25 protein-coding genes are annotated in these 25,356 nt (G+C 44.6%); 16 read left to right on the top strand and 9 right to left on the bottom strand.

Annotated elements, in window-relative coordinates; genetic code table 11:
- Window positions 1-50: 50 nt before the first annotated feature.
- The 12 genes from ACZ5A8_RS01775 to ACZ5A8_RS01720 all read left to right on the top strand — a co-directional run bounded on the left by ACZ5A8_RS01775 (window position 51) and on the right by ACZ5A8_RS01720 (window position 10,590).
- Window positions 51-1,349, top strand: coding sequence for a proteasome-activating nucleotidase (locus ACZ5A8_RS01775; protein ID WP_464531881.1), 1,299 nt, complete (start codon window positions 51-53; stop codon window positions 1,347-1,349).
- Window positions 1,350-1,490: 141 nt separating this feature from the next.
- A complete protein-coding gene (locus ACZ5A8_RS01770; RefSeq protein ID WP_464531879.1) occupies window positions 1,491-2,081 on the top strand; it encodes an endonuclease dU in 591 nt (196 codons plus the stop codon).
- Window positions 2,082-2,569: 488 nt separating this feature from the next.
- Entirely contained in the window at window positions 2,570-3,694 is a 1,125-nt protein-coding gene (gene ftsZ, locus ACZ5A8_RS01765) for a cell division protein FtsZ (RefSeq protein WP_229387589.1), read from the top strand.
- Window positions 3,695-4,122: 428 nt separating this feature from the next.
- On the top strand, window positions 4,123-4,338 hold the full coding sequence (locus tag ACZ5A8_RS01760) for a protein translocase SEC61 complex subunit gamma (RefSeq protein ID WP_229387587.1): 216 nt from the start codon (window positions 4,123-4,125) through the stop codon (window positions 4,336-4,338).
- Entirely contained in the window at window positions 4,335-4,793 is a 459-nt protein-coding gene (locus ACZ5A8_RS01755) for a transcription elongation factor Spt5 (RefSeq protein ID WP_229387585.1), read from the top strand. The genes ACZ5A8_RS01760 and ACZ5A8_RS01755 overlap by 4 nt, the downstream gene beginning before the upstream one ends.
- 122 nt (window positions 4,794-4,915) lie before the next feature.
- A complete protein-coding gene (locus ACZ5A8_RS01750) occupies window positions 4,916-5,401 on the top strand; it encodes a 50S ribosomal protein L11 (RefSeq protein ID WP_464531877.1) in 486 nt (161 codons plus the stop codon).
- Window positions 5,402-5,637: 236 nt separating this feature from the next.
- The gene (locus ACZ5A8_RS01745; protein WP_229387583.1) at window positions 5,638-6,279 is read left to right on the top strand and encodes a 50S ribosomal protein L1; all 642 of its coding nucleotides are present in this window, start codon (window positions 5,638-5,640) and stop codon (window positions 6,277-6,279) included.
- Window positions 6,280-7,320 (top strand): 50S ribosomal protein L10, encoded by a 1,041-nt coding sequence (locus ACZ5A8_RS01740; RefSeq protein ID WP_464531876.1) that lies wholly within the window; start codon window positions 6,280-6,282, stop codon window positions 7,318-7,320.
- A gap of 43 nt (window positions 7,321-7,363) precedes the next feature.
- The gene (gene rpl12p, locus ACZ5A8_RS01735; protein ID WP_229387579.1) at window positions 7,364-7,672 is read left to right on the top strand and encodes a 50S ribosomal protein P1; all 309 of its coding nucleotides are present in this window, start codon (window positions 7,364-7,366) and stop codon (window positions 7,670-7,672) included.
- Window positions 7,673-8,069: 397 nt separating this feature from the next.
- Entirely contained in the window at window positions 8,070-9,062 is a 993-nt protein-coding gene (locus tag ACZ5A8_RS01730; RefSeq protein ID WP_464531874.1) for a radical SAM protein, read from the top strand.
- A 363-nt stretch (window positions 9,063-9,425) separates the two neighbouring features.
- A complete protein-coding gene (locus ACZ5A8_RS01725; protein WP_322224753.1) occupies window positions 9,426-9,614 on the top strand; it encodes a YHS domain-containing protein in 189 nt (62 codons plus the stop codon).
- 4 nt (window positions 9,615-9,618) lie between these two features.
- Entirely contained in the window at window positions 9,619-10,590 is a 972-nt protein-coding gene (locus ACZ5A8_RS01720; RefSeq protein WP_464531873.1) for a 2-hydroxyacid dehydrogenase, read from the top strand.
- 171 nt (window positions 10,591-10,761) lie between these two features.
- Here ACZ5A8_RS01720 and ACZ5A8_RS01715 read toward each other — a convergent pair whose 3' ends face one another.
- Window positions 10,762-12,174 (bottom strand): HEAT repeat domain-containing protein, encoded by a 1,413-nt coding sequence (locus tag ACZ5A8_RS01715; protein ID WP_464531871.1) that lies wholly within the window; start codon window positions 12,172-12,174, stop codon window positions 10,762-10,764.
- A 162-nt stretch (window positions 12,175-12,336) separates the two neighbouring features.
- On the bottom strand, window positions 12,337-13,125 hold the full coding sequence (locus ACZ5A8_RS01710; RefSeq protein WP_464531870.1) for an SAM hydrolase/SAM-dependent halogenase family protein: 789 nt from the start codon (window positions 13,123-13,125) through the stop codon (window positions 12,337-12,339).
- Window positions 13,126-13,244: 119 nt separating this feature from the next.
- On the opposite strand from ACZ5A8_RS01710, the gene ACZ5A8_RS01705 reads away from it, so the two are divergent.
- Window positions 13,245-14,198 (top strand): DUF4367 domain-containing protein, encoded by a 954-nt coding sequence (locus ACZ5A8_RS01705; RefSeq protein ID WP_464531869.1) that lies wholly within the window; start codon window positions 13,245-13,247, stop codon window positions 14,196-14,198.
- Window positions 14,199-14,299: 101 nt separating this feature from the next.
- On the opposite strand, the gene ACZ5A8_RS01700 is transcribed toward ACZ5A8_RS01705, so the two are convergent.
- Window positions 14,300-15,043: an epoxyqueuosine reductase gene (locus ACZ5A8_RS01700; RefSeq protein ID WP_229387561.1), complete on the bottom strand. Its 744-nt coding sequence runs from the start codon at window positions 15,041-15,043 to the stop codon at window positions 14,300-14,302.
- A 249-nt stretch (window positions 15,044-15,292) separates the two neighbouring features.
- Window positions 15,293-15,769 (bottom strand): methylated-DNA--[protein]-cysteine S-methyltransferase, encoded by a 477-nt coding sequence (locus ACZ5A8_RS01695; RefSeq protein WP_464531867.1) that lies wholly within the window; start codon window positions 15,767-15,769, stop codon window positions 15,293-15,295.
- Here ACZ5A8_RS01695 and ACZ5A8_RS01690 point away from each other — a divergent pair.
- Window positions 15,758-15,934 carry a hypothetical protein gene (locus ACZ5A8_RS01690; protein ID WP_464531866.1) on the top strand — a complete coding sequence of 59 codons (177 nt, stop codon included), beginning with the start codon at window positions 15,758-15,760 and terminating at the stop codon, window positions 15,932-15,934. The genes ACZ5A8_RS01695 and ACZ5A8_RS01690 overlap by 12 nt on opposite strands.
- Window positions 15,935-16,018: 84 nt before the next feature.
- Here the strand turns inward: ACZ5A8_RS01690 and ACZ5A8_RS01685 are convergent, their stop codons facing one another.
- Window positions 16,019-18,046, bottom strand: a complete 2,028-nt coding sequence (locus ACZ5A8_RS01685) for a M3 family oligoendopeptidase (protein ID WP_464531865.1) — start codon at window positions 18,044-18,046, stop codon at window positions 16,019-16,021.
- 366 nt (window positions 18,047-18,412) lie between these two features.
- On the opposite strand from ACZ5A8_RS01685, the gene ACZ5A8_RS01680 reads away from it, so the two are divergent.
- Together ACZ5A8_RS01680 and ACZ5A8_RS01675 are read left to right on the top strand one after the other, a co-directional pair.
- Window positions 18,413-19,294, top strand: a complete 882-nt coding sequence (locus ACZ5A8_RS01680; RefSeq protein WP_229387553.1) for a LolA family protein — start codon at window positions 18,413-18,415, stop codon at window positions 19,292-19,294.
- A 70-nt stretch (window positions 19,295-19,364) separates the two neighbouring features.
- Window positions 19,365-20,468 (top strand): outer membrane lipoprotein-sorting protein, encoded by a 1,104-nt coding sequence (locus ACZ5A8_RS01675; RefSeq protein ID WP_464531863.1) that lies wholly within the window; start codon window positions 19,365-19,367, stop codon window positions 20,466-20,468.
- A gap of 141 nt (window positions 20,469-20,609) precedes the next feature.
- Here ACZ5A8_RS01675 and thiC read toward each other — a convergent pair whose 3' ends face one another.
- The 4 genes from thiC to scpB all read right to left on the bottom strand — a co-directional run bounded on the left by thiC (window position 20,610) and on the right by scpB (window position 25,343).
- Window positions 20,610-21,896 carry a phosphomethylpyrimidine synthase ThiC gene (gene thiC, locus ACZ5A8_RS01670; RefSeq protein WP_229387549.1) on the bottom strand — a complete coding sequence of 429 codons (1,287 nt, stop codon included), beginning with the start codon at window positions 21,894-21,896 and terminating at the stop codon, window positions 20,610-20,612.
- Window positions 21,897-22,429: 533 nt separating this feature from the next.
- The gene (gene aglJ, locus ACZ5A8_RS01665) at window positions 22,430-23,347 is read right to left on the bottom strand and encodes an S-layer glycoprotein N-glycosyltransferase AglJ (protein WP_229387547.1); all 918 of its coding nucleotides are present in this window, start codon (window positions 23,345-23,347) and stop codon (window positions 22,430-22,432) included.
- 132 nt (window positions 23,348-23,479) lie between these two features.
- A complete protein-coding gene (locus ACZ5A8_RS01660; protein ID WP_229387545.1) occupies window positions 23,480-24,031 on the bottom strand; it encodes a TATA-box-binding protein in 552 nt (183 codons plus the stop codon).
- A gap of 196 nt (window positions 24,032-24,227) precedes the next feature.
- On the bottom strand, window positions 24,228-25,343 hold the full coding sequence (gene scpB, locus ACZ5A8_RS01655) for an SMC-Scp complex subunit ScpB (RefSeq protein ID WP_229387543.1): 1,116 nt from the start codon (window positions 25,341-25,343) through the stop codon (window positions 24,228-24,230).
- Window positions 25,344-25,356: the final 13 nt, after the last annotated feature.

Below are 25,356 nucleotides of genomic sequence, written 5' to 3'. Positions count from 1 at the left end.
ACTTCGAAAACGCTATATACGGTATGAACTTAAATAATATTCGGAGCTCCATGACGGAAAGTACCAAAAGTAAGGATGAAAGCATGCGCAGTCACCTTGTGAAGCCCGGATCTGTGTATGACGGAATCGAGCCTGGAGAGCTGGGGGAGTCAACTGAAAGCGTCCAGGACCGAGTGAGGCAACTTGAAAGCCGCAACAGTTTTCTGGAAGAGCAGTGTAGCCAGATAGAGTCCGAAAAACGCTATTTGGAGAACCAGAAGATCAAGTATGAGAGAGAAATACGAAAGCTGCAGTCAGAGCTCGACCGCATGAAGACCTCTCCATTGATCATTGGTACGGTTATTGATGTGATAAAAAATGATCGTATAATTGTCCGTAGCAGTAACGGGCCTCAGTTTCTGGTTAACGTCTCACAGTACATTGACGAGAAAAAACTGCTGCCAGGGGCAAAAGTTGCCTTGAACCAGCATACACTTGCCATTGCAGAGGTCATTCCTTCCACGGAAGAGCCTTTTGTTGCTGCAATGGAGGTTATCGAAAGTGTTGAAGTGGATTATGATCAGATAGGCGGTCTCGATGAGCAGATTCAGGAACTCCAGGAAGCAGTCGAACTTCCGCTAATTGAGCCTGAACGCTTTGCCCGGATAGGAATTGAGCCCCCTAAAGGAGTATTACTCTATGGGCTTCCGGGAACAGGCAAAACCCTGCTTGCAAAAGCCGTAGCCCACAGGACCAATGCAACATTTATCAGAGTTGTGGGTTCTGAACTTGTACAGAAGTACATAGGGGACGGCTCCAAGCTGGTCAGGGAAATCTTCGAGATGGCAAGGAAAAAAGCTCCCAGTATCATCTTTATCGATGAACTGGATTCGATAGCTGCAAGGCGTTTAAATGAGACGACTGGCGCAGATAGAGAAGTTCAGAGAACTTTAATGCAGCTTCTTGCAGAAATGGATGGCTTTGATAAGAGGAAGAACATTCGGATCATTGCAGCAACAAACAGACCGGATGTCCTTGACCCGGCAATTCTCAGGCCAGGCCGTTTTGACAGGCTTGTCCATGTTCCTATGCCCGGAGTAGAAGCCAGAGGGAAGATCCTCAAAATCCATTGTGAAAGGATGACTCTTGCGGGAGACATTGACTTTAAGAGGCTCGCAAAAGCTACCGAAGGGATGAGCGGAGCAGACCTGAAGGCAATTGCCACTGAAGCAGGCATGTTCGCGGTCAGAAAAGATAAGGAACTCGTTGAAATGGGAGATTTCCTCGAAGCAGTGGACAAGGTATCTGTAGCTGCGGATACGCAGAAGATGATGCCTGTTATCCCTCCAGAGACGACAATGTTCGTGTAAAAATCCGGCAGGCCACAAAAAAGCCCTTCCAAGGGCTCCCATTTTTTACCGGAGAAATTCCTGTTTCCCTTTGATTCCTGCGGGAAGCGGCGTCATGGGAAACCGGCAAACTATTTTTGTAATTCAGACATACAGATACCTGTGAATTCAGATTTTCATATCAAGCCCGAAATCCGAATTCTGGCCATAGATGACTCTGCGCTTCTTAATGAGAAGGTAATGATAGTAGGAACTGTTTTCAGGGGAGGAGACTGGATAGACGGAGTCCTGCGGTCCGAAATAACGAGAGACGGACTTGACGCTACCAGGGTGATGGTCACGATGATAAAGAACAGCAGGCATTACGGTCAGATCAGAATTATCATGCTTGATGGGATTACTTACGGAGGCTTCAATGTTGTCGATATAGAGGAGCTTTACAGGGAGACAGGACTTCCTGTTATTGTGGTTATGCGCTCCTATCCGAACTTTGAAAAGATTCGATCTGCTCTAAGGCATTTTTCCGATGGAGAGGTGCGCTGGGAGATAATAAAAAAAGCTGGCAAAATAGAGAAGCTGGTCACGGAAAATAACAGGACTCCGATTTATATCCAGAAAGCAGGAATCGGGGCAAAAAGCGCAGAAAAGATAGTCCGCCTTACTTCGATAAGAAGTAATATTCCGGAGCCTCTCAGGGTTGCTCATCTAATTGCAACAGGCATCATTTTAGGGGAGTCAAGAGGAAAAGCATAACTGAGAAAATAACCTGTTTTACCGGACTCCAGGAGGAGGACCGGGCAGGTAGCCTACAGACTGTTGGGCAGATTTCTGAACAGAGGTTGAGTATAAACAAGCTCCGGGAAGGATATAGAATCAAGGAGAAGCGTGGAAAAATCAGGAAAAAAGGGAAAGGTAAAAATACAGGAACCAGCCTCAAAAAAATATAAAAAATAAAAAAATATACATTTGAGGCAAAAAAATTTAAAGAGATCCAGCCGAAAGAAAAAACTGGCCCGGATAATACCGGAGAGCAATAAATAATAATATTAAACAGGATAATAGAGTAACATTAATAAAATTCTTAAACATATACAGTGTAAATTCAAAAACTGGAAAAGGAAAACTATTAAATTGGAAACTGTATATGTGATGGTTAAAATAATTTGATCCTTGATGTAATATACTTGTTTCTAATACAATCCGTTAATGATCACCCCAGCAGAATGGAGGAAAACAGTAGCATGAGATCCATTGTGGAAGAAGCCCTTGCTCGATCTGCCCTGGAAGGACGTGCCGGGCAGGGAGAGTATTCAAATTCAGATTACTCTAATGAAAACTTAGAAGTAGATGCTGAACTTGAAGAAATACTGAGAAGCCTTAAAACAACCATCAAAGTAGTAGGTTGTGGCGGCGGCGGTTCAAATAGCATCCAGCGCATGATGGGTGAAGGTATCCAGGGAGCAGACCTTGTTGCTCTGAACACTGACGCTCAGCACCTTCTTCATATACGCTCCGGCAAAAAAATTCTCATAGGTAGGAAGAAAACCCGAGGACTTGGAGCCGGCAGCCTCCCCCAGATAGGAGAAGACGCTGCAATCGAAAGTATTGATGAGATTAACAAAATCGTCCAGGGCTCAGATATGGTTTTTATCACCGCGGGCCTTGGAGGAGGAACCGGAACCGGATCTGCACCTGTAGTAGCTGAGGCAGCCAGAGATGCAGGAGCCCTTACAATTGCAGTCGTAACCCTTCCGTTCAGCGTGGAAGGGCATGTAAGAAGGACAAATGCCGAAGCCGGTCTTGAGCGTCTGAGAGACGTTGCCGACACAGTTATCGTTGTCCCCAATGACAAGCTGATTGAAGTTGTCCCAAGACTTCCGCTTCAGGCTGCCTTTAAGGTCTCGGATGAAGTTCTTATGAGAGCAGTAAAGGGCATAACCGAACTGATTACAAAGCCCGGACTTGTCAACCTTGACTTTGCAGATATAAGAACTGTTATGCAAAACGGAGGTGTTGCCATGATAGGGCTTGGAGAGGCAGACGGCGAGAATAAAGCTGTTGAATCTGTCCAGAAAGCTCTGCGCAGCCCTCTCCTTGACGTGGATATATCAGGTGCGACCTCTGCTCTTGTTAATGTGGTTGGAGGCCCTGATATGACCATTTCGGAGGCCGAGTGTGTGGTTCAGGAAGTCTACAGCCGCATAGACAGCAACGCCCGCCTGATATGGGGTGCCCAGATTGACCCTGACCTCGAACAGACAGTGCGTACCATGATTGTGGTCACAGGAGTTACTTCTGCCCAGATTTACGGTCATGGAAGCGATAAGAACATTACATATAAATACGGAATTGACTTCGTAGAGTGATCAAATCAGGAACGAAACAGTAAAAATGGATAAAAACGTTCGGTTGGAATAAATACTGATTTCCTCCTCTGAAAGGAAAAAGAAGGAACGTAGGAATATAAATCCAATCGAAAACTATTTTTATGGTAAATGCAGTATGATGCCGATACAATTCGGCATCAAAAAAGGAAAATTTATACTGACACGATTAAAGGTACTATGTGAGCACCAATCCTGCGTTTAAACTTTTGGATGTGTTAAAGATTGTGCCAGTGATATCTTCATATAATAGGAATTAATAATATAATCCGCTCGTCCTTCCTGAGAAGTAAAATCCGATGTTCTGCGATAGAAAAGCAAATATCGGAGATACAATATACAAAGGAAGAGCCGCGCGCAAAACTCCAGATAAAAATAAATATGTATATAAAAACCTGGATGTGAATTAATTGGTAGAATCCACATTTGAACCGAGTATAACCACAAAAAGCGTTGGTCAGGCAATCCGGGCACACCTGCGGGTCCTGAAACTTACGAAAAAACCGTCCAGGGAAGAGTTCTTGACCATTGCCAAAGTTGCAGGTGCCGGCATTCTGGCTGTGGGCGCAATTGGTTTTATTATCTATGTACTGCTGACAATGTTGCCCCAGTGGGTGGCCCAATGAGTGAGGATTCCCAGATATTCGTAATCAAAACCACAGCAAACCAGGAAAGGTCAGTAGCAACGGCCCTTGCAAGGATTTCTAAGAAGGAGAAACTGGACATACGGGCAATCCTGGCTCCTGATGAGCTCAAAGGATACGTCCTTGTCGAGGCCCCGAAATCCGGAATTGTTGAACTGGCAATCCAGACAATTCCGCATGCAAGAGCCATTGTCAAAGGGAGTTCTTCAATCTCTGAAATAGAACATTTCCTTAAACCCAAGCCAATAGTGACCGGAATTAAAGAAGGGGCTATAATTGAGGTCACCTCCGGACCCTTCAAAGGAGAGAAAGCCCGGGTTAAAAGGGTTGACGAAGGGCATGAGGAAATTACTGTGGAACTCTTCGATGCTGTGGTTCCGATCCCCATCACGATTCGCGGCGATACCGTACGGGTACTCAAAAAAGACAACGATTAAGCCAGAGATCGTATGGGAAATACCGAAAATTCCAGCTTATTAATAAACAAAAATCACCAGTACTCAGAGTGGATTGATACAAATCTACAAAATTTATACTTATAAAAACCGGTGAGACTCAGATGACAAGTATTGTTGAAGCACTTGTCCCCGGAGGAAAAGCGAATCCCGGACCACCATTAGGTCCGGCACTTGGTCCGCTCGGGGTCAATATAAAAGAAGTGGTCGAAAAGATCAATGAAAAAACAAGGGACTATAATGGAATGCAGGTCCCTGTGAAGATAATTGTTGACGACAAGAAAAACGTCGAGATCGAGGTAGGCACCCCTCCGACCGCATCCCTGGTCATGAAAGAGCTTGGGATTCAGAAAGGGTCAGGAACTGCAGGAAACGAGGTTGTTGGTAACCTTACTATCCCGCAGGTTGCAAAGATCGCCCGTATGAAGAAGGAAGATGTACTTTCTTATGACCTCAAAGCTACAATGAAAGAGGTAATGGGAACCTGTGTCCCTATGGGCGTGAATGTAGAGGGAATGAAGGCCAAGGACTGCCAGAAAGCACTCGATGAAGGCAAATTTGATGATTTGCTTGCAGGCGAGGAGTGGTAAGCCTTCTTCTTCATTTACCTTTTAATTCGGGTTCTGTTTACACACCAATAGTTTTAAATTGGATACCACTAATAGCACAAGAGCCTTGAACAGTGTTTCTACTGGAATAGCTTACAAGAAGTTATTGGTGGCTTACTGTTAAGATTACAGAACCCGGATGGGAGCCCCTACGACCACCGTAGTAAGCCGGAACGGCTGTCTGGACATTAAGTTCAAACACTACGGGGAGGAACAAGATGGTAGAAAAGAATATACTGGAAGCTGTCAAGAAAGTTATTGAGGAGTCGCCAAAACGCAATTTCTCGGAAAGCGTGGACCTGGCGATTAACTTAAAGAACCTTGACATGAACCAACCAAAGAACAGAGTCGATGAAGAAGTAATTCTTCCGCACGGGCTCGGAAAAGAGCTGAAGATCGGCGTTTTTGCAAAGGGTGACGTTGGCCTGAGAGCAAAAGCTGCCGGTGCTGCGTATGTTATTTCTGACGTTGAGCTCGAAGAGCTGGTAGCTGACAAAAACAGAGCCAGAACTCTTGCAAACGAATGTGACCTTTTTATTGCTGAAACTCAGTTCATGCCGATAATCGGTAAGAACCTTGGTATTGTTCTGGGACCCAGAGGCAAAATGCCTATCCCGCTCATGCCGAACAAAGATATAGGCGAACTGATCCAGAGTAAGCAAAATGCGGTCAGGCTCAGGTCAAAAGACAAACTTACCTTCCATGTGGCTGTCGGCAGAAGGACTATGAATCCTGATGACCTTGCCGAGAATATTGAAACTATTATGGCCAGGCTTGAGCGTGTCCTCGATAAGGGCAAGCACAACCTCAGAACGGTCTATGTCACGACAACCATGGGAAAATCAGAGAGGGTGGTGTAAATGGCAGAAGAAAGGCATCACACCGAGCACATCCCACAGTGGAAAAAGGATGAAATCGAAAACATAAAGGAACTCATCCAGTCCCACAAAGTTTTCGGGATGGTCGGGATCGAAGGCATCCTCGCAACTAAGATCCAGAAGATTCGCCGGGACCTTAAGGACGTTGCGGTGCTCAAAGTCTCCAGGAACACCCTCACAGAGCGGGCTTTAGACCAGCTCGGGGAAACCATTCCCGAGATGAACAAATATCTTGACAAGCAGACTGCTCTGGTATTTACCAATGAAAGTCCCTTCAAGCTTTACAAATTGCTCGAACAGACAAAGACTCCTTCTCCAATCAAAGGAGGCGCAATAGCTCCTGCGGACATAATTGTCCAGAAAGGGCCCACCAGTTTCCCGCCTGGTCCGATTCTTGGCGAATTCCAGAGCGCAGGAATTCCTGCCTCAATCGAAGCCGGAAAGGTAGCAATAAAGGAAACTAAAGTTGTCTGTAAAGCAGGCGAGGCAGTCCCGCAGAAGCTCGCCACCATGCTCTCAAAGCTGGAAATATACCCACTCATTATAGGGCTTGATCTTAGAGCCGCCTACGATGAAGGGACAATTTACGAGCCGGAACTCCTTGCAGTTGACGAAAGCAAATACTTCTCTGACATTATCAGTGCAGTTCAGAACGCTTTCAACCTTTCAGTCAACACCGCATACCCGACAAGTGCAACAATCGGCACCCTGCTGGCAAAAGCCTATGCAGAATCAAAGAACCTCGGTGTCAATGCTGTTATCCTTGAACCGGGAGTCATGGATGCCCTGCTGGCAAAAGCACACATCCAGATGACATCTGTTGCGTCCAAAGCCGCAGACAAGGATGAAAATGCTGTGGATGAAGACCTGAGGGAAGTTCTCGGGGCTGCCGCAAGCGCAGCAGCAGCTGCAGTATCAGCTCCGGCAGCAGAAGAAGAAAAGAAGGAAGAAGAACCTGAAGAGGAAGAAGAGGACCATGCCGAAGAAGACGGAATGGCCGGACTCGGCGCCCTTTTCGGATAAACAGATTTACAATTTACGATAATATAAAATTAGGTGATTAACGATGGAATACATATATGCAGCTCTCTTATTGCACAACGCTGGTAAAGCAATTACCGAAGAAGCAATCACTGCCGTTCTTCAGGCAGCAGGTATCGAAGTAAACGAAGCCAGGGCAAAGGCCCTTGTTGCAGCCCTTGACGGTGTGGACATCGAAGAAGCAATTGCAAAGGCAGCATTCGCAGCCCCTGCAGCAGCACCCGCAGCAGCAGCCCCTGCAGCAGCAGAAGCTCCTGTCGAGGAGCCAGAAGAGGAAGAAGATGACACCTCTGAAGAAGATGGAATGGCCGGTCTCGGCGCCCTCTTCGGATAATTTCAATACCTAAGCTCGCCTCAGGGCGAGCACCCTTTTTTTTGAGACCCGATACATTGCAACAATAGTAAGCAAGTGTATTAAGTCCGGTTTTTTCTCAACTGCTTCGAGAATTATTTTAAGGAATGTTTTTCGGGAATGTTTTTCGGGAATGCATTTCAGGAATGCATTTCAGGAATGCATTTCAGGAATGAAATCTCCATACAATTTTTCGTGGTCGATTTAGGGATTATCTTTTGGACCAATTTAGATTATTTCTCTATCTCTGGAGAGTTTCCACCTCTGAATCTCCTGTTCCGGCCTATCTTACAAAAAAGTTATAATAAAAAAGCTCATGAATAGAGCGAATTAATCTTGCATGAAAAAAATCCTGTTGTAAAAAATAAAAGAGATTGCTATGTCCCGATTTGACCCCATCCTTGCTTCAAAAGCCCTCTGGCAGATAAGGATCAAAAAGCGCCCGTTTGTCCTTTCTCACGGCGTAAATGCCAGTTGCAACATGCGCTGCAGGTTCTGTGAATACTGGAAAGAAACCGGGAAGGAACCCTCAAGAGACGAGGTTTTCAGGCTGCTCGATGATGCGAAAAAATTCGGGATCGGAGTTTATAATGCCTGGACTACGGAACCCCTCCTCAGAAAGGATTTGCCCCTGATAATGGCTCACGCAAAGAAACTCGGGATGGTTACATCTATGGTTACAAATGGAAAGCTGCTCTACGAAAGAGCGGAAGAGCTTGAGGACGTAGACTACCTTTCAGTTTCAGTAGACGGGATAAAAAGCTATAAAGAAATTCGGAAGATGGATTTCGAAACCCTGCTGAAAGGCTTAAGAAAAGCCATTGAGATCAGGAAACTCCAGAAACAGAAAAATCCGATCCTGATGAACTGTGTACTCACAGGGAAAAATCTGGATGATATTGAAACCCTTATTTTGCTTGCAGAAAAACTGGGTGTAAAAGTATCATTTGAGCCTGTACATGAGTTTCCCGGAATCAGCGAAGATATCTGGAACGAAATAGGGATTCGTAATAAGGAAAAATTCCGCAACACAGTTGACCGCATAATCGAGCTCAAAGGACAGGGCTACCCTATAATTAACTCCAAGACCTACCTGAGAATGGTCAGGGACGGAAAAATGGATTACAAATGCCGGGCGAGCGGCGTTATTATCAATGTCACGCACGACGGCACTGCCGAGACCTGCAGGGTACATCAGGAAGCTCTCGGGAATGTGATGAAGGACGGCTTTGAGAAAGTCTGGAAAGATTCCGAACGGCGCAGAAAGGAAATAGTAGAGAACTGTGCAGGCTGCCTCTTTTTCGGGTATACGGAAAACAGTTTAATGCAGAGCTTCAACCCTGAAGTTTTGATGCATTATGAATGGATGTGAAAGCCGAGTTGTGAAGTCAAATTGTAGCTCTGTGACCTGAGTTTTACTTCCAGAGTTTCGCTTCGTTCAAAAGGACTAATTAGTGGGAAGTAATCTTTTGCTTCGCTTGAAAAGGTTTATTTAACTTTTTTGTATATTTTTTGTTAATTAGCACCATTCAAGTACCGTTCGATAGAGTGAGCTCTAATATTAAGGTTTATTGATGGATAACTGCACTTGAACCGGACTATATGATACGCTCGGGAGGGAAGCTTTTCTGACAATATCCCGGATAAGGTAACACATATATGCATCTCGAAAGTATACTAAATGGAGTTATTTTTCTAATTATTATAAAAATAGAGGGGCAAAGCGGGGAATGTTATGAACGGTACGGAGTCTACCCTGTCAATGGAAACAGATGTTGTCTGCAAGATGAAATTAAACAGAGAGGACGTAAAGTTCACGAGTGAATACAAGGGAAAGACTTACTATTTCTGCTCTCTTTCGTGCAAAAAGAAATTCGATGAGGATCCGGAAAAGTACATAAGTTTCTATCATCCGGGAAGGTGAACAGGTGAAAATTGTTATTTCAGATCCTGTATTCCTGCCAGGAGAATATAGAAAAAGGCTTGAAGCTCTGGGAGATCTCGAGGTTTTTGACAGCATGCCATCTTCCAGTGAGGAATTTATCTCCAGGATAGAGGATGCGGACATAGTTATGGTCGGCAGGCACGGTTTTTCTAAAAAAGAGTTTCATGCTTCCCGGAACCTCAGGATGGTTTCGGTATGGCAAACCGGGTATGACCATATAGACATTAAAACAGCAACTGAAAACGGCATAATTGTATCCAATGTCCCTGATTATGCTTTTGATTCGGTTGCTGAGATGGTTTTTGCCCTGGCGCTCAATCTCATGAGGAAAGTGCATACTGCAGACAGCAAGCTGAGAGAAGGGGATTTTGACTGGAGGGATTACATAGGGAACCAGCTTATGGGAAAGACAATGGGAGTGGTAGGTACTGGCAGTATAGGGGAGAGGGTTATCCAGATAGCGCATGGGTTTAACATGAATATACTTTCCGTAACCGGGCATCCAAGTGAGGAAAAAGCGAGAAAGCTGGGAGTGAGGTTTGTCGACCTGGATACACTGCTTACCGAATCCGATGTAGTGACTCTGCATGTGCCTCTAACCCCATCCACGGAAAAAATGATAGGTGCAAAAGAGCTTGCAAAAATGAAAAAGAGCGCAATTCTAATAAATACTGCACGAGGCAAGGTAATTGATGAAACTGCACTTGTAGAAGCCCTGGAAAAGAAGAAAATAAGAGGTGCCGGTCTTGATGTTTTTGAAAAGGAGCCGCTCCCTCCTGACGACCCTCTTATCAGGCTGGAAAATGCTGTACTTACACCTCACATAGCTTTCCTTTCGGAAGAATCCCTTGAAGAGTGTACACACGTTTGCGTGGAAAACATAGAAAGGTTCGTAGCCGGAAGACCCCAGAATATTGTAAACCCCGAAGTGCTTGCAGAGTCCAGGCTGCCTTAATGTCTAATATCAACCTTGTCGATGATGGTTTAGTAAAAAATTATATTCACAGCACTAAAAAGCTTTTAAAAGGACTGCTCTGTTTAGAGACTTCCGCAGGGTTCGCACGTTCCTTCTTTATTTTTGCTTATACAGATTCCTTCTTTATTTTTGCTTATACACATTCCTCCTTTATTTTTGCTTATCCAGCGTTTTTAGAGCTTCGGCTACAGCCCACTTTACCTCCGGATCCGGATCATTAAGATTTTTAACGAGGGGACCTGTTGCCTTTATATCTCCGATTTTTCCCAGAGCTTCGGCTGCATACCGCCTGACCCAGGGGTTGCTGTCATCGAGAAGCTCAAGAAGAGGATCGACTGCCTCACAGCTGCCTATCTCTCCAAGAGCATAGATAGAAGTGATCCTGATTTCGGAATCCTTTTGCTGCAGCATTTTTATGAGGGGTGCTGCTGCTTTCCCGGCTCTAAGGACTCCCAGAGAATACGCGGCGGCATTTCTTACTCCAGAACTTTTGTCTTCCAGGCACCTGAGAAGCGGCTCAACCGCCTGAAGGTCACCCAGATTCCCAAGGGCTTCAGCAGCATGTTTTCGAAGCTCGGAATCCGTATCCATCAATCGGGGGATAAGCATAACAGCTGCCCTTTTGCCCCCTATTTTCCCAAGAGCCAGAGCCACCTGGCTACGGAACTCTACAGGGCTGTCGTCAATCTTTTCAATAAGCTCTTCTTCTGCTCTTTCATCACCCAGGACTCCCAGTGCCCTGGCTGCGGCCAGCCTGACTTCAGGGACTTTATCATCCAGGCTTTTGAGAAGAGGCCCGGTCGATCTTCTGTCATGGAGGTTTCCCAGAGCCTCTATAATACGGATTCTTACTGCAGGGTCTTTATCTGCCAGTTGTTTAATTAGAGGCTCTAGGGCATCCTCGCTTCCTCCCAGGATAAGGGCTTTGACTGCAGCAATTCTCACCGCAGAATTGCGGTCCTCAAGAAGCCCGATAAGTGCCTTTTCACTCCTTTTTTCTCTTACCTGTCCCAGAGCTTCGGCAGCAATTACCCTGACCTCAGGGCTCTCATCATCTAGCGCTTGAATACAGAATTCAATGTCCCTGCTATTTTGCTTTATAACGTTTTCAGAGCGCGGCCCTTCCTGCCCTTTAAGAAGACCTGAAATATAAATCAATTTTTCCGATGAAGTCTTCAGACCCGAAACATCGCTTAGCAGGTTCATAGAGGAATAGACAATAGCTATCAGTGACGCTACCATGGAAAAGAGGGAAAAAAACAGCAGAATTTTCATTTTAGTCTCAGAAAAAGCACCCAGGCTAAAAACGATCAGCATCAACCCATTAAAATAAATCGTGCCTGCTGCCGTATAGGATACGATCTTCAGGGTGGGCTTTATACGGTTGGCAATAGAATTGATATTTTCCCTGTTGTTCTGCAGGGACAAAATGAAAATAGCAATAAATACGGCATATAACGCAGCTGTAGATTGCATCACTGCAGAGGGAAGCCAGAAGGTATTTGAAGAGCTTCCACCGGCCGTGCCCATGCTTTCGCTCTCGAAAAGCGTGAAAAAACTCAAAATAGCCAGAGAAGAGAAAAAAAGCAATTCGAGTTTGTAAGTTCTCAGGTCGACAAATCTCATTCTTAACAGGCAGATTGTATTCGAAGAGTTATATAAAAATTCCGGCATTTAACGGGCCATGCCTGGAGCTGGAAAGAGTAAACAATGTTTCATAGATATTTAGAGAACCCTTATTGCCACAGGACTCCCGCTTTTGAGCCCGAACTGCAGAGCTGCGCTTCCCTTATTAACTGCAATTTCAAGAAAGCCATGGCTGCCTATAAGTGCGAGTGCCTCTTCCTTCCCGACAAAACCATAAGTCCTGACAAAGGAAATTTTCCTGCCGTTTACTTCCACCTGTGAGCCGAAATTACGGAACTTCAGGACTGCATCTTCCGGAATATTCGTAATTACATTTCCGAAGCTGTCAGCAAAAACGACTTCTCCTACAAGAAATGACCCGTCAATTCCGAAATTTTCGAAATCAAGGTCCACAAAATCCGACACCTTATGCCCGACAGCCTCGATCGGCATACCTTTTGAGAGCCTGGCTCCCACAGGTGCGAAAATATCCCTGCCGTGGAAGGTTGCCGAGATCCCCGACTTAAGCATTATTTCCTTATTTGTGATTTCGTACACTTCCATATTCCCAAGGCGGCGGGCTGCAGGGATCATGAGCCCGTTGTCAGGACCCACGAAGAACTGCTCTTCGCCTTCACGGCCGGCTTTTAAGGCAAGGGCACGGCGAGAAGTCCCAACCCCAGGATCGACAATTCCCAGATGCACACTCTTGGCCGAGAAATACAGGATAAGTGAATACAGGGCAAAAGCGCCTTCCCTGATTCCTCCCTGCCTGATAGAATGAGTTATATCAACTATCTGTACTTCAGGATTGATTCCAAGGATCACGGCTTTCATGGCTGCAGGATAGAGATCTCCAAAATCCGTAGTAAGAGAAATAATAGACATAAATATCACTCAGCTTTTTTTGTATTTCATATTATGCAAATTTGATAAAATATATCAAGATGTGAAAAAGTCAGGTAAGCATTGTAAATTAATAGGAGAGTATAGGTCGTTGATATAAAATGAAGCATGCAAGAGTAGTATTGATATTAGTTTTGATAATCCTGGCTATTTTTACATCGGGATGTGAGGAAGGACTGAGTGCAGAAACCCTAAACCCTAAAGAGGATTCTCTCTCCGAAAAACTTAGCCTTGAAGAAGCCAGACAACAGGCCAGCTTTGAAATCATCACTCCAGAGTACCTGCCTGAAGGATATGCTTTCAATTATTCGATGGTATACGATAGCAGTGCTGTAACCCCTGAAGGTCAGGATTCCAGAATAGTTATCCTTAATTATCAAAAGAGGAATGAAAGCTTCCAGATAAAGGAAACAGTTTACGAAAGGAAATTGGGGCTTGGGGGAGCTGAAATAACAATCTATCCAGACAAGCCTGAAGAAAATAGTCTCATAAAATTGGCTGAAAAGATAAGTATCAATGGAAGGGATGGAAAATACCTGGAAGCACGAGGAGATCTGAAGGTACTGCAGTGGGAACTTGAAGGAGTTGAAATAACTCTGAAGGGATCTCTTGAAAAAACCGAAATGCTGAAAATTGCGGAATCCATACAGAAACCCTTTACTGAATTCTACATCCTGGGGCCTGAAGGTACTGCTGAGAACTATCCTACAGAATACATGCTCGAGGAAATCGGTACCGTAATAGTGGGAATTATAAATCATGAGCAGAAGCCCGTGAATTATACAATGGAAGTCAGGCTCGAAGAGACATCTCTGCCTTTGCCGGAGGATTGGAAAAATGTATTTATCGAAAACAACGAGACCCTGGAAAGAGCAATTAATATAACTCCTCCCTTCGAAGGAACAGGTATGAAACTTGAATTTTTGCTTTATAATAAGGACAAAAAAGACATGTTCGAAGGGAATATCAGCGTGCCTTACAGAGACCTTCATTTATGGATAAATGTAAAGCAGAATCTCCTGGAGAACGGTTCAACTTCGTTAACGGAATTATAAACAACTGGGCTGAAATTAAACATTGAGTCCACCTTCCCAGGAAAAGCTGAATGATTAAAAATCTCTAAATCCATAGAGAAAGGAGAAGAATTTAGCCTGTTTCAACGAGACTTGAGAGCACATGGTCCAGTTGCACATTTCCCGCAGGCAAGCTGGTTAAGCTCAGGAAAAGCTTTTGCGTTTTCTTGAAGTAGCCTGAAACACTTTTCCTTGTCAAGCCCTTTTATAGTAAGAGCTCCAGCCGGACACCTATCCACACAGACAAGGCATTTCTCTCCTTTTTTGTAGCGGCAGAATTCTTCTGTCGGGCGTTGAGTGGGAGGAATCTTTGCGGAAATCAATATTGTTCCAAAGCGGCCTGCACACCCAGCCTTTGTGATCAGCATATGGTGAACCCCAAACGTGCCCAGGCCAGCAGCGTAGGCTGCGCTCTTGTGGGACCATGAAACGTCGAAACCCTTACTTTTATAATCGAAAATAATCGAAGGTGCGACTGCCTTTATACCCTCTTTTGCCAGCTCAGCCTTCAATTTTTCGTTGATTTCTCCAATCAGGCGGTCTGTTTCGCCTTTAGCCAGAATCCATTCCCCTACAGGCTCCCGGGATCTCCAGTTCAGCTTCACAAGTTCTTTTTCAAACGGCAGAAAGAAAGAGACAACAGTTTTTGCTTCGGGAAAGATCTCTTCAGGATGCAGGTTGTGAGGGCTAATGATTTTCTTCATTTCATCAAAAATTGGATCGCGGGCTGAAGCGTAGCCTACGAGAGGCTCACGATATCGAGTTTCAGTGCCGGGATTTGCGGCGCTTTCTTTGATAATATTCTCGATCTTATTTTTGAGCTCCATAATGGTTCTCCTGAAAATCTATCTTTTTGACAGATGTTAAATAGATTAAAAAACATAACAAAATGGGACTTATAATGATGATAGGGGTTACTGAAATAATGGCTACTCTTATGGTAATATTCTATCTTATAGTCGCATTGCTGTTTTTGAAAATGGTATATAAATGGAATAAATCGAAGAAAAATTGATTCATTCACAGAGAACTAAACAGCATTCACAGAGAATTGAGATAGAATCTTTGTGTTTTTCCTATTTCAAATTATTTTCTTCAAGTTTTAATAAAAATTCTTTTACATCCAGCCCGCTTGCATAGCCGGTAAGTTTTCCATTTGCCCCGATAACCCTGTGGCATGGCACTATTATTGCGATCGGATTCCGGTTGTTTGCAAGCCCCACAGCCCGGGAAGCCTTCTGGTTTCCAATGCTTTTTGCGATCTCTCCGTAAGTCCTGGTCTCCCCATAAGGGATTTCACATAGAGCCTTCCAGACGGATTTCTGAAACTCCGTGCCTTCGGGAGCCAGCTTTACTTCAAAAGATTTGAGTTGCCCTGCAAAATAAGCTTCAAGCTGCCCGGAAATTTCCTTGAAAAATTCTTTGTTTTCCACCCAGCCATCCGGAACTTCGATTTTCTTTTTACCTTGCATGAAGTTTACGTATTTCAGCCCTTCTTCGTCTCCTGCAAGGAGTATTGGACCGATTGGGGATTCAACTATGTGATAGTACATTTCTGTGTTCTCCTGCCGGTTACAGGTAGTTCTATCGCTTATGGTAGAAATGTTTATCCAATGCCTGACCCGCATAAAGAGCAGGGCATTTCAAAGAGCGGAAAAAACTTTTCAGGGGGCAAAAAAAGCGAAAAAGAAAAGAATCTGGAGGCAGAGGACACTTAAATGTCCTCAACAGCCCCAGAGTATTCGATTCATTCAGAGTGTTCAATTCATTCAGAATGTTCAATTCATTGAACCTTCCGTTGATCATTCTCCCAGCGGCGAATTCCAGAACGAACCCGAATAGACATTCAGGCTTTCTGCGGCAGACTCAAATTTCGGACCGCTCCTCTCCCTTTCAAGCTCCTCAAGCTGCTGGATCCTCAACTCCACGACATCCATAGCATCCTCAAAGAGCTGCCTGTTGATTTCGATCCCGAAGTATTTTTTCAGTTTTTCCTCGGGAGTCAGCATTGAGCCTGCAGAGAGGTAGGCTATGTAGTTTTCATTGAAAGCCTCCGGGTCTTCCCTGTACTGCTTGAAGAGGGCGAGAGTTATTGCTTTCGAAACTGCGTAGTTGAAGGTGTAGTAGTTATTTGCCAGATAGATGTGGTTGATGTTGGTCCATTCTGCAGAGTCTTCGGCATAGTATTCGATGGAGTCGCTCCTGTAATCTTTATATAATTCAGTCCAGAGGGCATTGAGTTCTGCTCCGCTGACAATTCCGTTTTCATCGCTTTTTTCAGCGCAGAGCTGGTGGGCCTTATACTCGAATTCCGTGATCATAGGCTGGAAAGCGAAATAGTTCTGATATTCACCTATATACTGGGAGAGCACTGCAACAGCAGTATCACGATCGGAGTTTTCGACCACATCATCGACAAAGAGTTCTTCGTTGAAAGTGGAAGGGACCTCCATTTCGTAAGTTGGGCCGGAGCAGTAGAGGTAATCCACGGAGTTACCCATCAGATAGAAATGAATCCCGTGCCCCAGTTCATGCGTGAGGGTTTTCTGGTCCGAAATCATACCGTTATAGTTCATAAAAATCAGAGCTGGGGCATGCAGGGCACAGAGTTCGTAACAGTAACCTCCGGGCTGCTTTCCGTTTTCGGGGTCAGGGTATACATCTATGAAATTCTCTGTAGCCATCTCCAGAAAGATATCATTGAAGCGTGGGTCCATTCCGGCATAGGACTTCTGGATACCTTTCAGAGCAGTCACATAAGCATACTCTTCTCCCGGTTCTTCAGTTAACTCCAGCAAGAGGTCATAGGGTTTCAGGGTTTCAAGCTCGAGCTTTGTTTTCCTGAAATCGTTGTAGCCTTCAAATATGTCTTTTCGTTCCTTGAAGACAGAATTCATCCCGTCAACCTGAGAATCAGTCAGATAAAGGCGGTAAAGGCATTTTTCGTAAGAGTCGGTATATTTCAACTCCTTTGCGGCAAGGTCATCAAGCCGGGCTTTTTCAGAATAGAGGGTCGCCATCGAGTCCGATTCGTCAATCAGATGGTAAAACCTCTGATCATAACATCTCTTCCTGTTTTCCTGGCTCTGGTCTGTTGAAAGCAGAGTATAGAAGGACTGGGAGTTGACTGCATATTCTTCTTCGCTCTCGAGGGTTATATTCCCTGCCCTTGTGACATTGTTCGTAATCTTAGAAAATGCCTCGGTCTGGAGTTTCATGCGCTGGTTCTCTATATCTGCAAGGTATGCGGCCTGGGCCTCGTCCTCTGGCCTGTGTTCTGCAAACCTGATATAGGCAGCTTCGAAATAGGGCCGGTACTCTTCAAGCTCGGGCTCCTCGGAAAAGAGCTGCTCCCATTCATCCGTTGAGAGTGAAGTCAGCTTTACAGTGGCAAATGCAACGGCTTTCTCATGTTCCGTAGCCAGATCCTGGGTGTCCGCAAGAAGAGATGAAAAGAACTGGTCATTTACGTTTTTGCTGAGCCCAGTGTATGCATAAATATACAGGATATCAAAGGACCTTGAAAACTCCTTTTTGGTTTCAATGTAGTCCAGCAAGACAGGTCCCGAAAGCTCCTCGAATTCCGGACGGAAAGTCTCGCTGATCTCCACAGACCTCTGCTTCAGCCTCTCAAGCTCTTCCTGAGCAGCTTCCCTGCTGCTGAAGAGATATGAGTCGTTCCATACCGTAGTAATCTCATCGGGATTAAGCTCTTCAAATGTATATTCCTCATTTCGGATTTCAGAAGGTACCCCGACCCCATTCTCAGCCGAAGCTCCACACCCTGTAAAAACAAAAAAAACAGCGATATCCCGAAAACCGCAAGCCATGTAAAAACTTCCCTTTTCATAAAACTTTACCTCGATTTGTATGTAAACAGGCTCATTCCCACTTCCGGGAGGAGCAAGTCCAAACTTCCCAAAAAATATAGTAAAATATATATAGAAATTTAAGAGGTAGAATAAAAAGCTGCCGGTTTTTAATGGACAAAAGTTTTAAAAAAAGTATTAATAATTTTAGCCAGCAAAATGTCCCAATGAATGCACATAGATTTCGCAATTAAGACAAATGATTGTTAACTTATTCCGGAAGAGTTATATTAAAAAAGGGTTAAACTTCTGAGCACGCTTCTGAAAACATAAATTCAGGCAAAAGAACGAAGAAAAAGATAAAGGAAAAGTTAGAAGACGGAGAAAATGAAAACAAAGACATTACTGCCCGTACTTATTGTCGCATTTATTGCAACGACACTTGCCTTATTTAACTCGGGCTGCGGGGAAAAACTCACTGTAGAAAAGGAACTTACAGTAGAAGAAATTACAGAACAGATACAGCAAAAAGAGGGCAATATCAAAGATTACTCATGTATAATACACCTGAACTTATTTTTTGAAGGAGAAAACCTGGAAAGGGAATTTGAGGTTATGTCCAAGAACCCTGGCATGTACAGAATTCTAACAAAAAAGCCGGGAAAAGATCCTGAAAAAGTAGAGATCTCGGACGGGGAGTACATGTGGACCTATTACCCCTGGAAAAACACCACCATAAAAGTAAAACTGCCTGAAACTTCCGGATCCGAAGAAAAAGAATCTGCAGAGAAAGAGTCTGGAGAAAAAAGTGATACAGGGTTCATTAAAGACCTCCTGAATAAAAGTGGTGTATCCCTTCTCGGGACAGAAGAGATAGACGGCAGACCCGCATACCTGCTGGTGAAGAACTCCGACGAAAATGGATGGGAAGAAAGAGAGGAAGATAAAGAAGAAGGGGGAGAGGGAGAAGTAGAGGGAGAAGGTGGATCTCTTTCAGGATATAGGGAAAAATTCTGGATAGATGAAGAGACAGGCACACTTCTCCGGTATGAGACATATGACAGCAGCGAAAACCTGACAGTAAAATACGAAATACGAGACCTGAAAATCAACACGGGCATCTCGGACTCCGAATTTGAATTCGAAGTTCCGGAAGGGGTAACTGTAGAAACAAGGGAGTTTGGGAAATCATATCCTCCTGAAAACCTGACAGGCCCTGATGGAGACGAACAGATTGCTTTAGGTTTCATCATGGATCTTTGCCCCTGAGTGGGATGGGAGGGATTCAACCGCCAGGAAAGAAGTTTGGAAAAAACCCGAAAATAGAGTGGTGAAGGAAATGACAGACAAGAAAACACTTACAACACTTACATTACTGGTTCTGCTGATTCCGGTCCTCTTCGCATCGGGCTGTACGGAAAAAGAACCGAGTGCCGAAGAGATTGCAACCCGGATGCTGGAGAAACAGAACAGCATTGAAGATTATTCGTACACAATGCACATGACCTACTATATAGGGGAGCAGGTCGTGGAAAACGAATTTAAGACAATGTACAAAAAACCACACATGATAAAAAACTTCATTGAAGAGCCGGGAAAGGAAGAAGAGACGCTCGTGCTCTCGGATGGGGAATTCAGGTGGACCTATGCCCCGGGGACAAACACAGTCATGAAAACAAAGATCCCCGATACCCAGGAACTAACCGAGAACAACTATCTCTCACTCATAAAAATTGCCCTTAATGATACGAGCCTATCCCTGCTCGGAACAGAGGAAGTTGAAGGAAGGAAAGCTTACCTGCTAGAAGGGACTCCGAAAGAAACAGGAGAACAGGCCTCTGAATACAGCATAAAAGTCTGGATAGACAAAGAAACCTGGATGTTCCTCGGATATGAAATGTACGATAGCAATGAAACACTGACTTCAAGAGTAGAAATCCGGGACCTTAAAGTAAACACCGGGATTCCTGATTCCGAGTTTGTATTTAAAATTCCGGAAGGGACAACCGTAAAGACCATGGATCCCGGAGATACCGAACTTCCTGAAGAGTTAAGCCTCGAAGAAGCTGAGGAACGTGTCGGATTTGAAATCCTGGTCCCGGAGTACTTGCCAGAAGGTTATGAGTTCAGCTATGCTACAGCCTACAATACCAGTGAAACGGCCCCTGAAGGACAGGCTGCCGAAACGGTCGTCCTGACCTACAAAGAGGGAGAAGAAAATATGGTGATCACGGAAACCGTATATGAAGGTCAGGCCCCGGATGCTGCAATCATGAATTCTGCAGAAGACGTTTCGATCAACGGGAAAGAAGGAAAGTATCTTACCCTAGGGGACATGAAAGTGTTGAAGTGGGAGCTTGGAAATGTTGACCTGAGTCTGAGAGGAGCACTTGATAAGGCCGAAGTGCTGAAAATTGCGGGATCAATTTCGGAAAAAGCATAAATCCTGCTATGCCAAGCAAATTCGCGGCAAAAAACACAGGAAAAAGCACAGAATAAACCCAGAAAGTAAAAGACAAAAAATGAGGATGAAAGAAAAGGTGAGAAAGTAAAGCCCTGGGGCCTTACTTTACTTTTTTGAAGTTTATTTTGCGAGGTTGTAGCTCTGGTTGACGATCTTCAGGGCGCAGTAATTGCCACACATTGTGCATGCGTCGGTGTCTTCGGGTGCCCTGCTGTTCCTGACTGCTCTTGCATGTTCGGGGTCGATTGCAAGGGAGTACATCTTTTCCCAGTCGAGTTCCCTTCTTGCTCTGCCCATGTCGAGATCCCACTGTCTTGCTCTTTCGGGGTACTTTATCATGTCGCCGACGTGAGCTGCAATCCTGGAGGTCTTGACTCCGGTGATAACGTCTTCGAGGTTAGGGAGTGCAAGGTGCTCTGCAGGAGTTACATAGCAGAGGAAGTCACAGCCGCATGATGCGGATACGGAGGCGCCGATTGCAGTTACGATGTGGTCGTAGCCGGGGGCGATGTCGGTAACAAGAGGTCCGAGCATGTAGAAGGGCTTGTGGCCGCTCATTTCTTTCATGAGCTTTACGTTGGTTTCGATCTGGTCGAGGGGGACATGACCAGGACCTTCGACAATGACCTGAAGGCCCTGCTTGTGTGCCCTGTCAGCCATCTCGGAGTTGATAATGAGCTCCTGGATCTGGGCGCGGTCGGTTGCGTCATGGACTGCACCTGCACGCATGCCGTTTCCTGTGGAGAGGACGACTTCGTGTTCCTTGAGGATCTCAACGAGGTAGTCAAAGTTTGCGAAAAGAGGGTTTTCCTTTTCGTTGTGGAGCATCCAGGAGCTCATGAAGGCGCCGCCACGGGAGCAAAGTCCACCGTATCTGCCGTGGGCTTTAAGCCTGTCAAGAGTAATATTGTTAATTCCAGTGTGGATTGCCATGAAGTTGGTTCCGAGCTTTGCCTGGGCTTCTGTTGCGTTGAAGAGCTCGTCTTCTGTCATGTGCACGATTGAACCATACTTTCTTGCAGCTTCAATGAAAGCCTGGTAGAGAGGAACTGAGCCTACTGAAAGGGAGATGCTGTCAATGACTTTTTTCCTGATTGCAAGGAAATCTCCGCCGGTCCCGAGCTCCATAAGGGTGTCAGCACCTGCTTTTTCTGCAGCTATTGCCTTCTGGACTTCCATCTCTGGATCCACAATGTCCGAGGATACACCAATGGAGGCATTAACCTTGGTCCTGAGCCCTTCTCCGATACCGCAGATCTTGACCTGCCTGTAAGGAGATGTTGGAATAACGATTCTTCCGGCTGCAACACCACGGCGGACAAATTCAGGGTCAAGCCCTTCGTCCTTTGCGACAATCTTCATCTCTTCAGTGATAATTCCTTTTTGTGCATCTTCCACAATTGTCATCTTTATTACCTCAAGCTTTCATTTATTTGTAAGATTAGTCTGTAAGAATATAATGCAAGATTCATGTGTAAGTAAAGGGATTGTGAGTTAGATCATAAAAGGCAATTAATTATATATAACACTATTTAAAAAATTAACTTTAACCATAATCAACTTTACTTTACTTGCGTGCCCATTGATGTCGAAAATATAAAGTTTGCGATTAAAATAATTCTTTTATAAAGAAGTCTCAAAGCAATGTTGAGTAAAACGCAAGTAAACTTGTGTTGGGTGAAGAATAATTCTGAAAGAATAAAGAAAGAAATAACAAGATAGAAGAAAATGGAATATAAATAGAATAAGACAGAAAAAAAAATCAAATGAATTGAAATTCAGAGAAAGAGAAATAGAGGAAAATAGCTGAAAAGATATCTGAGAAAAGCTAAGGAGTAACCTGGAAACTGAGAGATCTCCTGATTATTTTCTCTGCTTATTATTTCTAATTATATCTCTGCTTATTGGTTCTAATTATTATCTCTGCTTATTATTTCTAATTATTTTCTCTGCTTATTTTTTTCCTGGATTAAGCTGACTGTTTGCCTGTGGAGAGTAACTATAAGGTCGCTGAGCATTCCGAAGATAAACATCTGAAGTCCGAATATAATAAACAGGGTCGTGAGAACTGAAAGGAGAATATGGGTGATATTCCGGAACCACTCGACTACCACATAGGTTCCTGTAAACAGACCTGCAATAATAAAGATAAAACCTATAATCCCGAAATAAAACATAGGATTATGCACTTTTGCAAGCCTGTAGATAGTAGAACCTATTCTTATTCCGTCTTTTACCGGATTTAACTTGGTTACGCCTTTTTCACTTCTGGGAAGATAAGTAATCGGCACCTCTTCGACTATTTGTTTTTTCAGGACGCACTCAACAGAGATTTCGGTTTCTATTTCAAAACCTGTCTTGTTAAGTTCCAATTCTCTAATACTATCGAGCGTAAACGCACGGTAACCTGAAAGAATATCTCTTAACTGTACCCCATAAGCAATATCAAAAAGTAAGTTTATCAAGCGGTTACCCATCAGGTTTAGTTTTGTAAACGCCCCTGGGGAATATTTTTCCAGTCGGTTACCTATAACATGGTCGGCTTTTCCTGACAGAACTGGCTCAAGAAGAGAAGGAGCTTCTTTTGCAAGGTAAGTCCCGTCCCCGTCGACCAATACTACATAGGGGCTCTCGATAAGTTCGAAAGCCTGGATCATTGCCTGTCCTTTGCCCTTTCCGGTCTGCAGGACAACTCTTGCGCCTTCTGCCTCTGCAATTTGCGCTGTTCCATCCCTGCTGTTTCCATCGATTAGCAGAATATTGGAAAATCCTTCTCTCTTGAAATCTTTAATGAGCTCCCCTATAGTTGAAGCTTCGTTAAGGGTAGGAATAAGGATGCAAACATCTGCACTGTTCACGTTTCACACATATCCTTTGCCGGAGCCTCTACGCTTGCCGCAGAATCCGTTTTTATTTTAGGTATTCTATCCGTATCCCTTCCGCAGGAGGCAGATTAAAATGGATACACCAGATTAAAAGGTTAGAGGGTTTTATAAAAGCCCCATGTTATCAAGCTGCTGACGAACAACTTCCACGCCCCTCTCACAGTCTTCGGGGGTTTTTCCGCCTGTGACTACCAGTTTACCGGAACTGAAAATAAGCACAACTACTTTAGGGTCATCGATCCTGTATACAAGACCGGGAAACTGCTCGGGTTCGTATTCGATATTCTCAAGCCCAAGCCCGATTGCAATTGCATTGAGGTTAAGGATAGTGCGCAGATCTGCTGAGGCAACTATGTTCTGGACAGTAATTTGCGGGTTTTCTATTGTCTCGATCCCTATACCGTTCAGCTTTTTTGCCATATTGCCAATAACTGTGTGCACATCAGCAACGTTTTTTGCTCCCGTACAGACAACCTTTCCGGAAGTAAAGACCAGGAAAGCGGCTTTAGGGTCAGAAACCCTGTAGACGAGCCCCGGAAACTTCTGCTTGTTGTACTCGGCGCCTTCGAACTTGGATTCAATCACAGTTAAATCAAACTCTTCAGCGAGTTTGGTGGATGCGACCACGTTTTCAATTTTAATGCTAGATTCGCTCATTAGTCAACCCTCAGTATATAAAGCAAAAAGTAATATCCTCTAACCAGTATATAAAGCTATAGTTAAATGCCTCGCATAGTATATAAATGCTATATATATAGAATATAAATGCGACAGAAAAGCTTAAATTGTGGGCGCCAGTGTATTCAAAAAAAGTAAGAAAGATTAGAGGCATCCGCGCTGGCTTTTTGGGGCCTCAATCTTCGAAATTATTCAAACCTTCAAGGATAGAATCGTATTTTTTGCAGACCCTCTCAAGAAGGTCCCCCTCTACAGTGCGGTGGGTGGGCACCAGGATTTTAGCTCCTTTCCCTATGCTCACTCCCTCACCTGAAGTCCCATAATCAGGAGCAACAAGGACGCCGTCTGTAGAAATTCTTATATTTAGGTCATTTACGAGCCTCGAAACCATCTCAGTTGCAGGTCTTACCTTCCTCTCAACGAGGAAAGCCGAAGATACATATTTTTCCCGGGTATCCCTGATTTTCTGAAGAGTGTTTGCTACCATTTTAGGGTCCACTTCATCGGAAAGTTCTTCAGAGATTAGAGAGATTGCTTCGATAAGGTCTTCAAAGGTTGTTGAACGCACCTCGAGGATTTCTCCATCGCAGTGTTGCCTCACGGTATCAAGATAGCCGGCAGAGACCACAAGCACGTCGGCCTCAAGCAGGCGGGATATTTCTTCCTTAGAAGGGCGATAGGCATTCGCAACAAAATAGTCTTTAATTCCGCACATTCCCATAAGGGACTCATACATTGGAGTCACAGCAATGGTCTTTTTTCCGACCCACAGGTTGATCTCACTCTGTTCTCCCTGCACCCTTAACAGCTCAATGATTTTCTCCTTTATGGCTTCAGGATCGTTCCTTTTGAGCCCGAAATAATCTGCAAACAGCGGGGTTGTGGAAAGCTGCCTGCTTCTCCCGCTGGGCACAGACTCAACAAATCCTCTTTCAATCAGGTCTTTTATATGGTCATAGGCTCCACTGCCCCTCATTTCGATCAGATCGGACTGGAGCAGGGGCTGATGATAGGCAACCATGGAAAGGGTCCGGAGCTTAGGGGCTGAAAGTTCTTTTGGGGCAACCTCCCGCATGAGTTCTGAATACTCTGGCTTGACCTGCATGACGTAACGTTCTCCAAGGTCCAGAATTTCAATGCCTGACCCCCGGGAAGAGTAAGCCTCCGTCAGCTCCTGTACTGCCGAGAAGACATTCTTTTTTGGCTTTCCGGTAATTTTCATAAGTTTTTCAAGGCTTACTGCCCTGCCCGCAGCAAAAAGAGCCGCTTCGATAATTTCAAGCTCACTCATAAGTTTCACGACC

The sequence above is a fragment of the Methanosarcina subterranea genome, assembly GCF_055385895.1.
Note: the sequence above shows the minus strand (reverse complement) of the source record. Positions and strands in the feature narration are given on the sequence as shown.

Bases quoted from the DNA above. Each gene is read 5' to 3' on its own strand.
- ACZ5A8_RS01775 (WP_464531881.1), top strand. From the start codon at position 51: ATGACGGAAAGTACCAAAAGTAAGGATGAAAGCATGCGCAGTCACCTT.
- ftsZ (WP_229387589.1), top strand. From the start codon at position 2,570: ATGAGATCCATTGTGGAAGAAGCCCTTGCTCGATCTGCCCTGGAAGGA.
- ACZ5A8_RS01755 (WP_229387585.1), top strand. From the start codon at position 4,335: ATGAGTGAGGATTCCCAGATATTCGTAATCAAAACCACAGCAAACCAG.
- ACZ5A8_RS01750 (WP_464531877.1), top strand. From the start codon at position 4,916: ATGACAAGTATTGTTGAAGCACTTGTCCCCGGAGGAAAAGCGAATCCC.
- ACZ5A8_RS01745 (WP_229387583.1), top strand. From the start codon at position 5,638: ATGGTAGAAAAGAATATACTGGAAGCTGTCAAGAAAGTTATTGAGGAG.
- ACZ5A8_RS01740 (WP_464531876.1), top strand. From the start codon at position 6,280: ATGGCAGAAGAAAGGCATCACACCGAGCACATCCCACAGTGGAAAAAG.
- rpl12p (WP_229387579.1), top strand. From the start codon at position 7,364: ATGGAATACATATATGCAGCTCTCTTATTGCACAACGCTGGTAAAGCA.
- ACZ5A8_RS01730 (WP_464531874.1), top strand. From the start codon at position 8,070: ATGTCCCGATTTGACCCCATCCTTGCTTCAAAAGCCCTCTGGCAGATA.
- ACZ5A8_RS01725 (WP_322224753.1), top strand. From the start codon at position 9,426: ATGAACGGTACGGAGTCTACCCTGTCAATGGAAACAGATGTTGTCTGC.
- ACZ5A8_RS01710 (WP_464531870.1), bottom strand. From the start codon at position 13,125: ATGTCTATTATTTCTCTTACTACGGATTTTGGAGATCTCTATCCTGCA.
- ACZ5A8_RS01705 (WP_464531869.1), top strand. From the start codon at position 13,245: ATGAAGCATGCAAGAGTAGTATTGATATTAGTTTTGATAATCCTGGCT.
- ACZ5A8_RS01700 (WP_229387561.1), bottom strand. From the start codon at position 15,043: ATGGAGCTCAAAAATAAGATCGAGAATATTATCAAAGAAAGCGCCGCA.
- ACZ5A8_RS01695 (WP_464531867.1), bottom strand. From the start codon at position 15,769: ATGTACTATCACATAGTTGAATCCCCAATCGGTCCAATACTCCTTGCA.
- ACZ5A8_RS01685 (WP_464531865.1), bottom strand. From the start codon at position 18,046: ATGGCTTGCGGTTTTCGGGATATCGCTGTTTTTTTTGTTTTTACAGGG.
- ACZ5A8_RS01680 (WP_229387553.1), top strand. From the start codon at position 18,413: ATGAAAACAAAGACATTACTGCCCGTACTTATTGTCGCATTTATTGCA.
- ACZ5A8_RS01675 (WP_464531863.1), top strand. From the start codon at position 19,365: ATGACAGACAAGAAAACACTTACAACACTTACATTACTGGTTCTGCTG.
- thiC (WP_229387549.1), bottom strand. From the start codon at position 21,896: ATGACAATTGTGGAAGATGCACAAAAAGGAATTATCACTGAAGAGATG.
- ACZ5A8_RS01660 (WP_229387545.1), bottom strand. From the start codon at position 24,031: ATGAGCGAATCTAGCATTAAAATTGAAAACGTGGTCGCATCCACCAAA.
- scpB (WP_229387543.1), bottom strand. From the start codon at position 25,343: ATGAGTGAGCTTGAAATTATCGAAGCGGCTCTTTTTGCTGCGGGCAGG.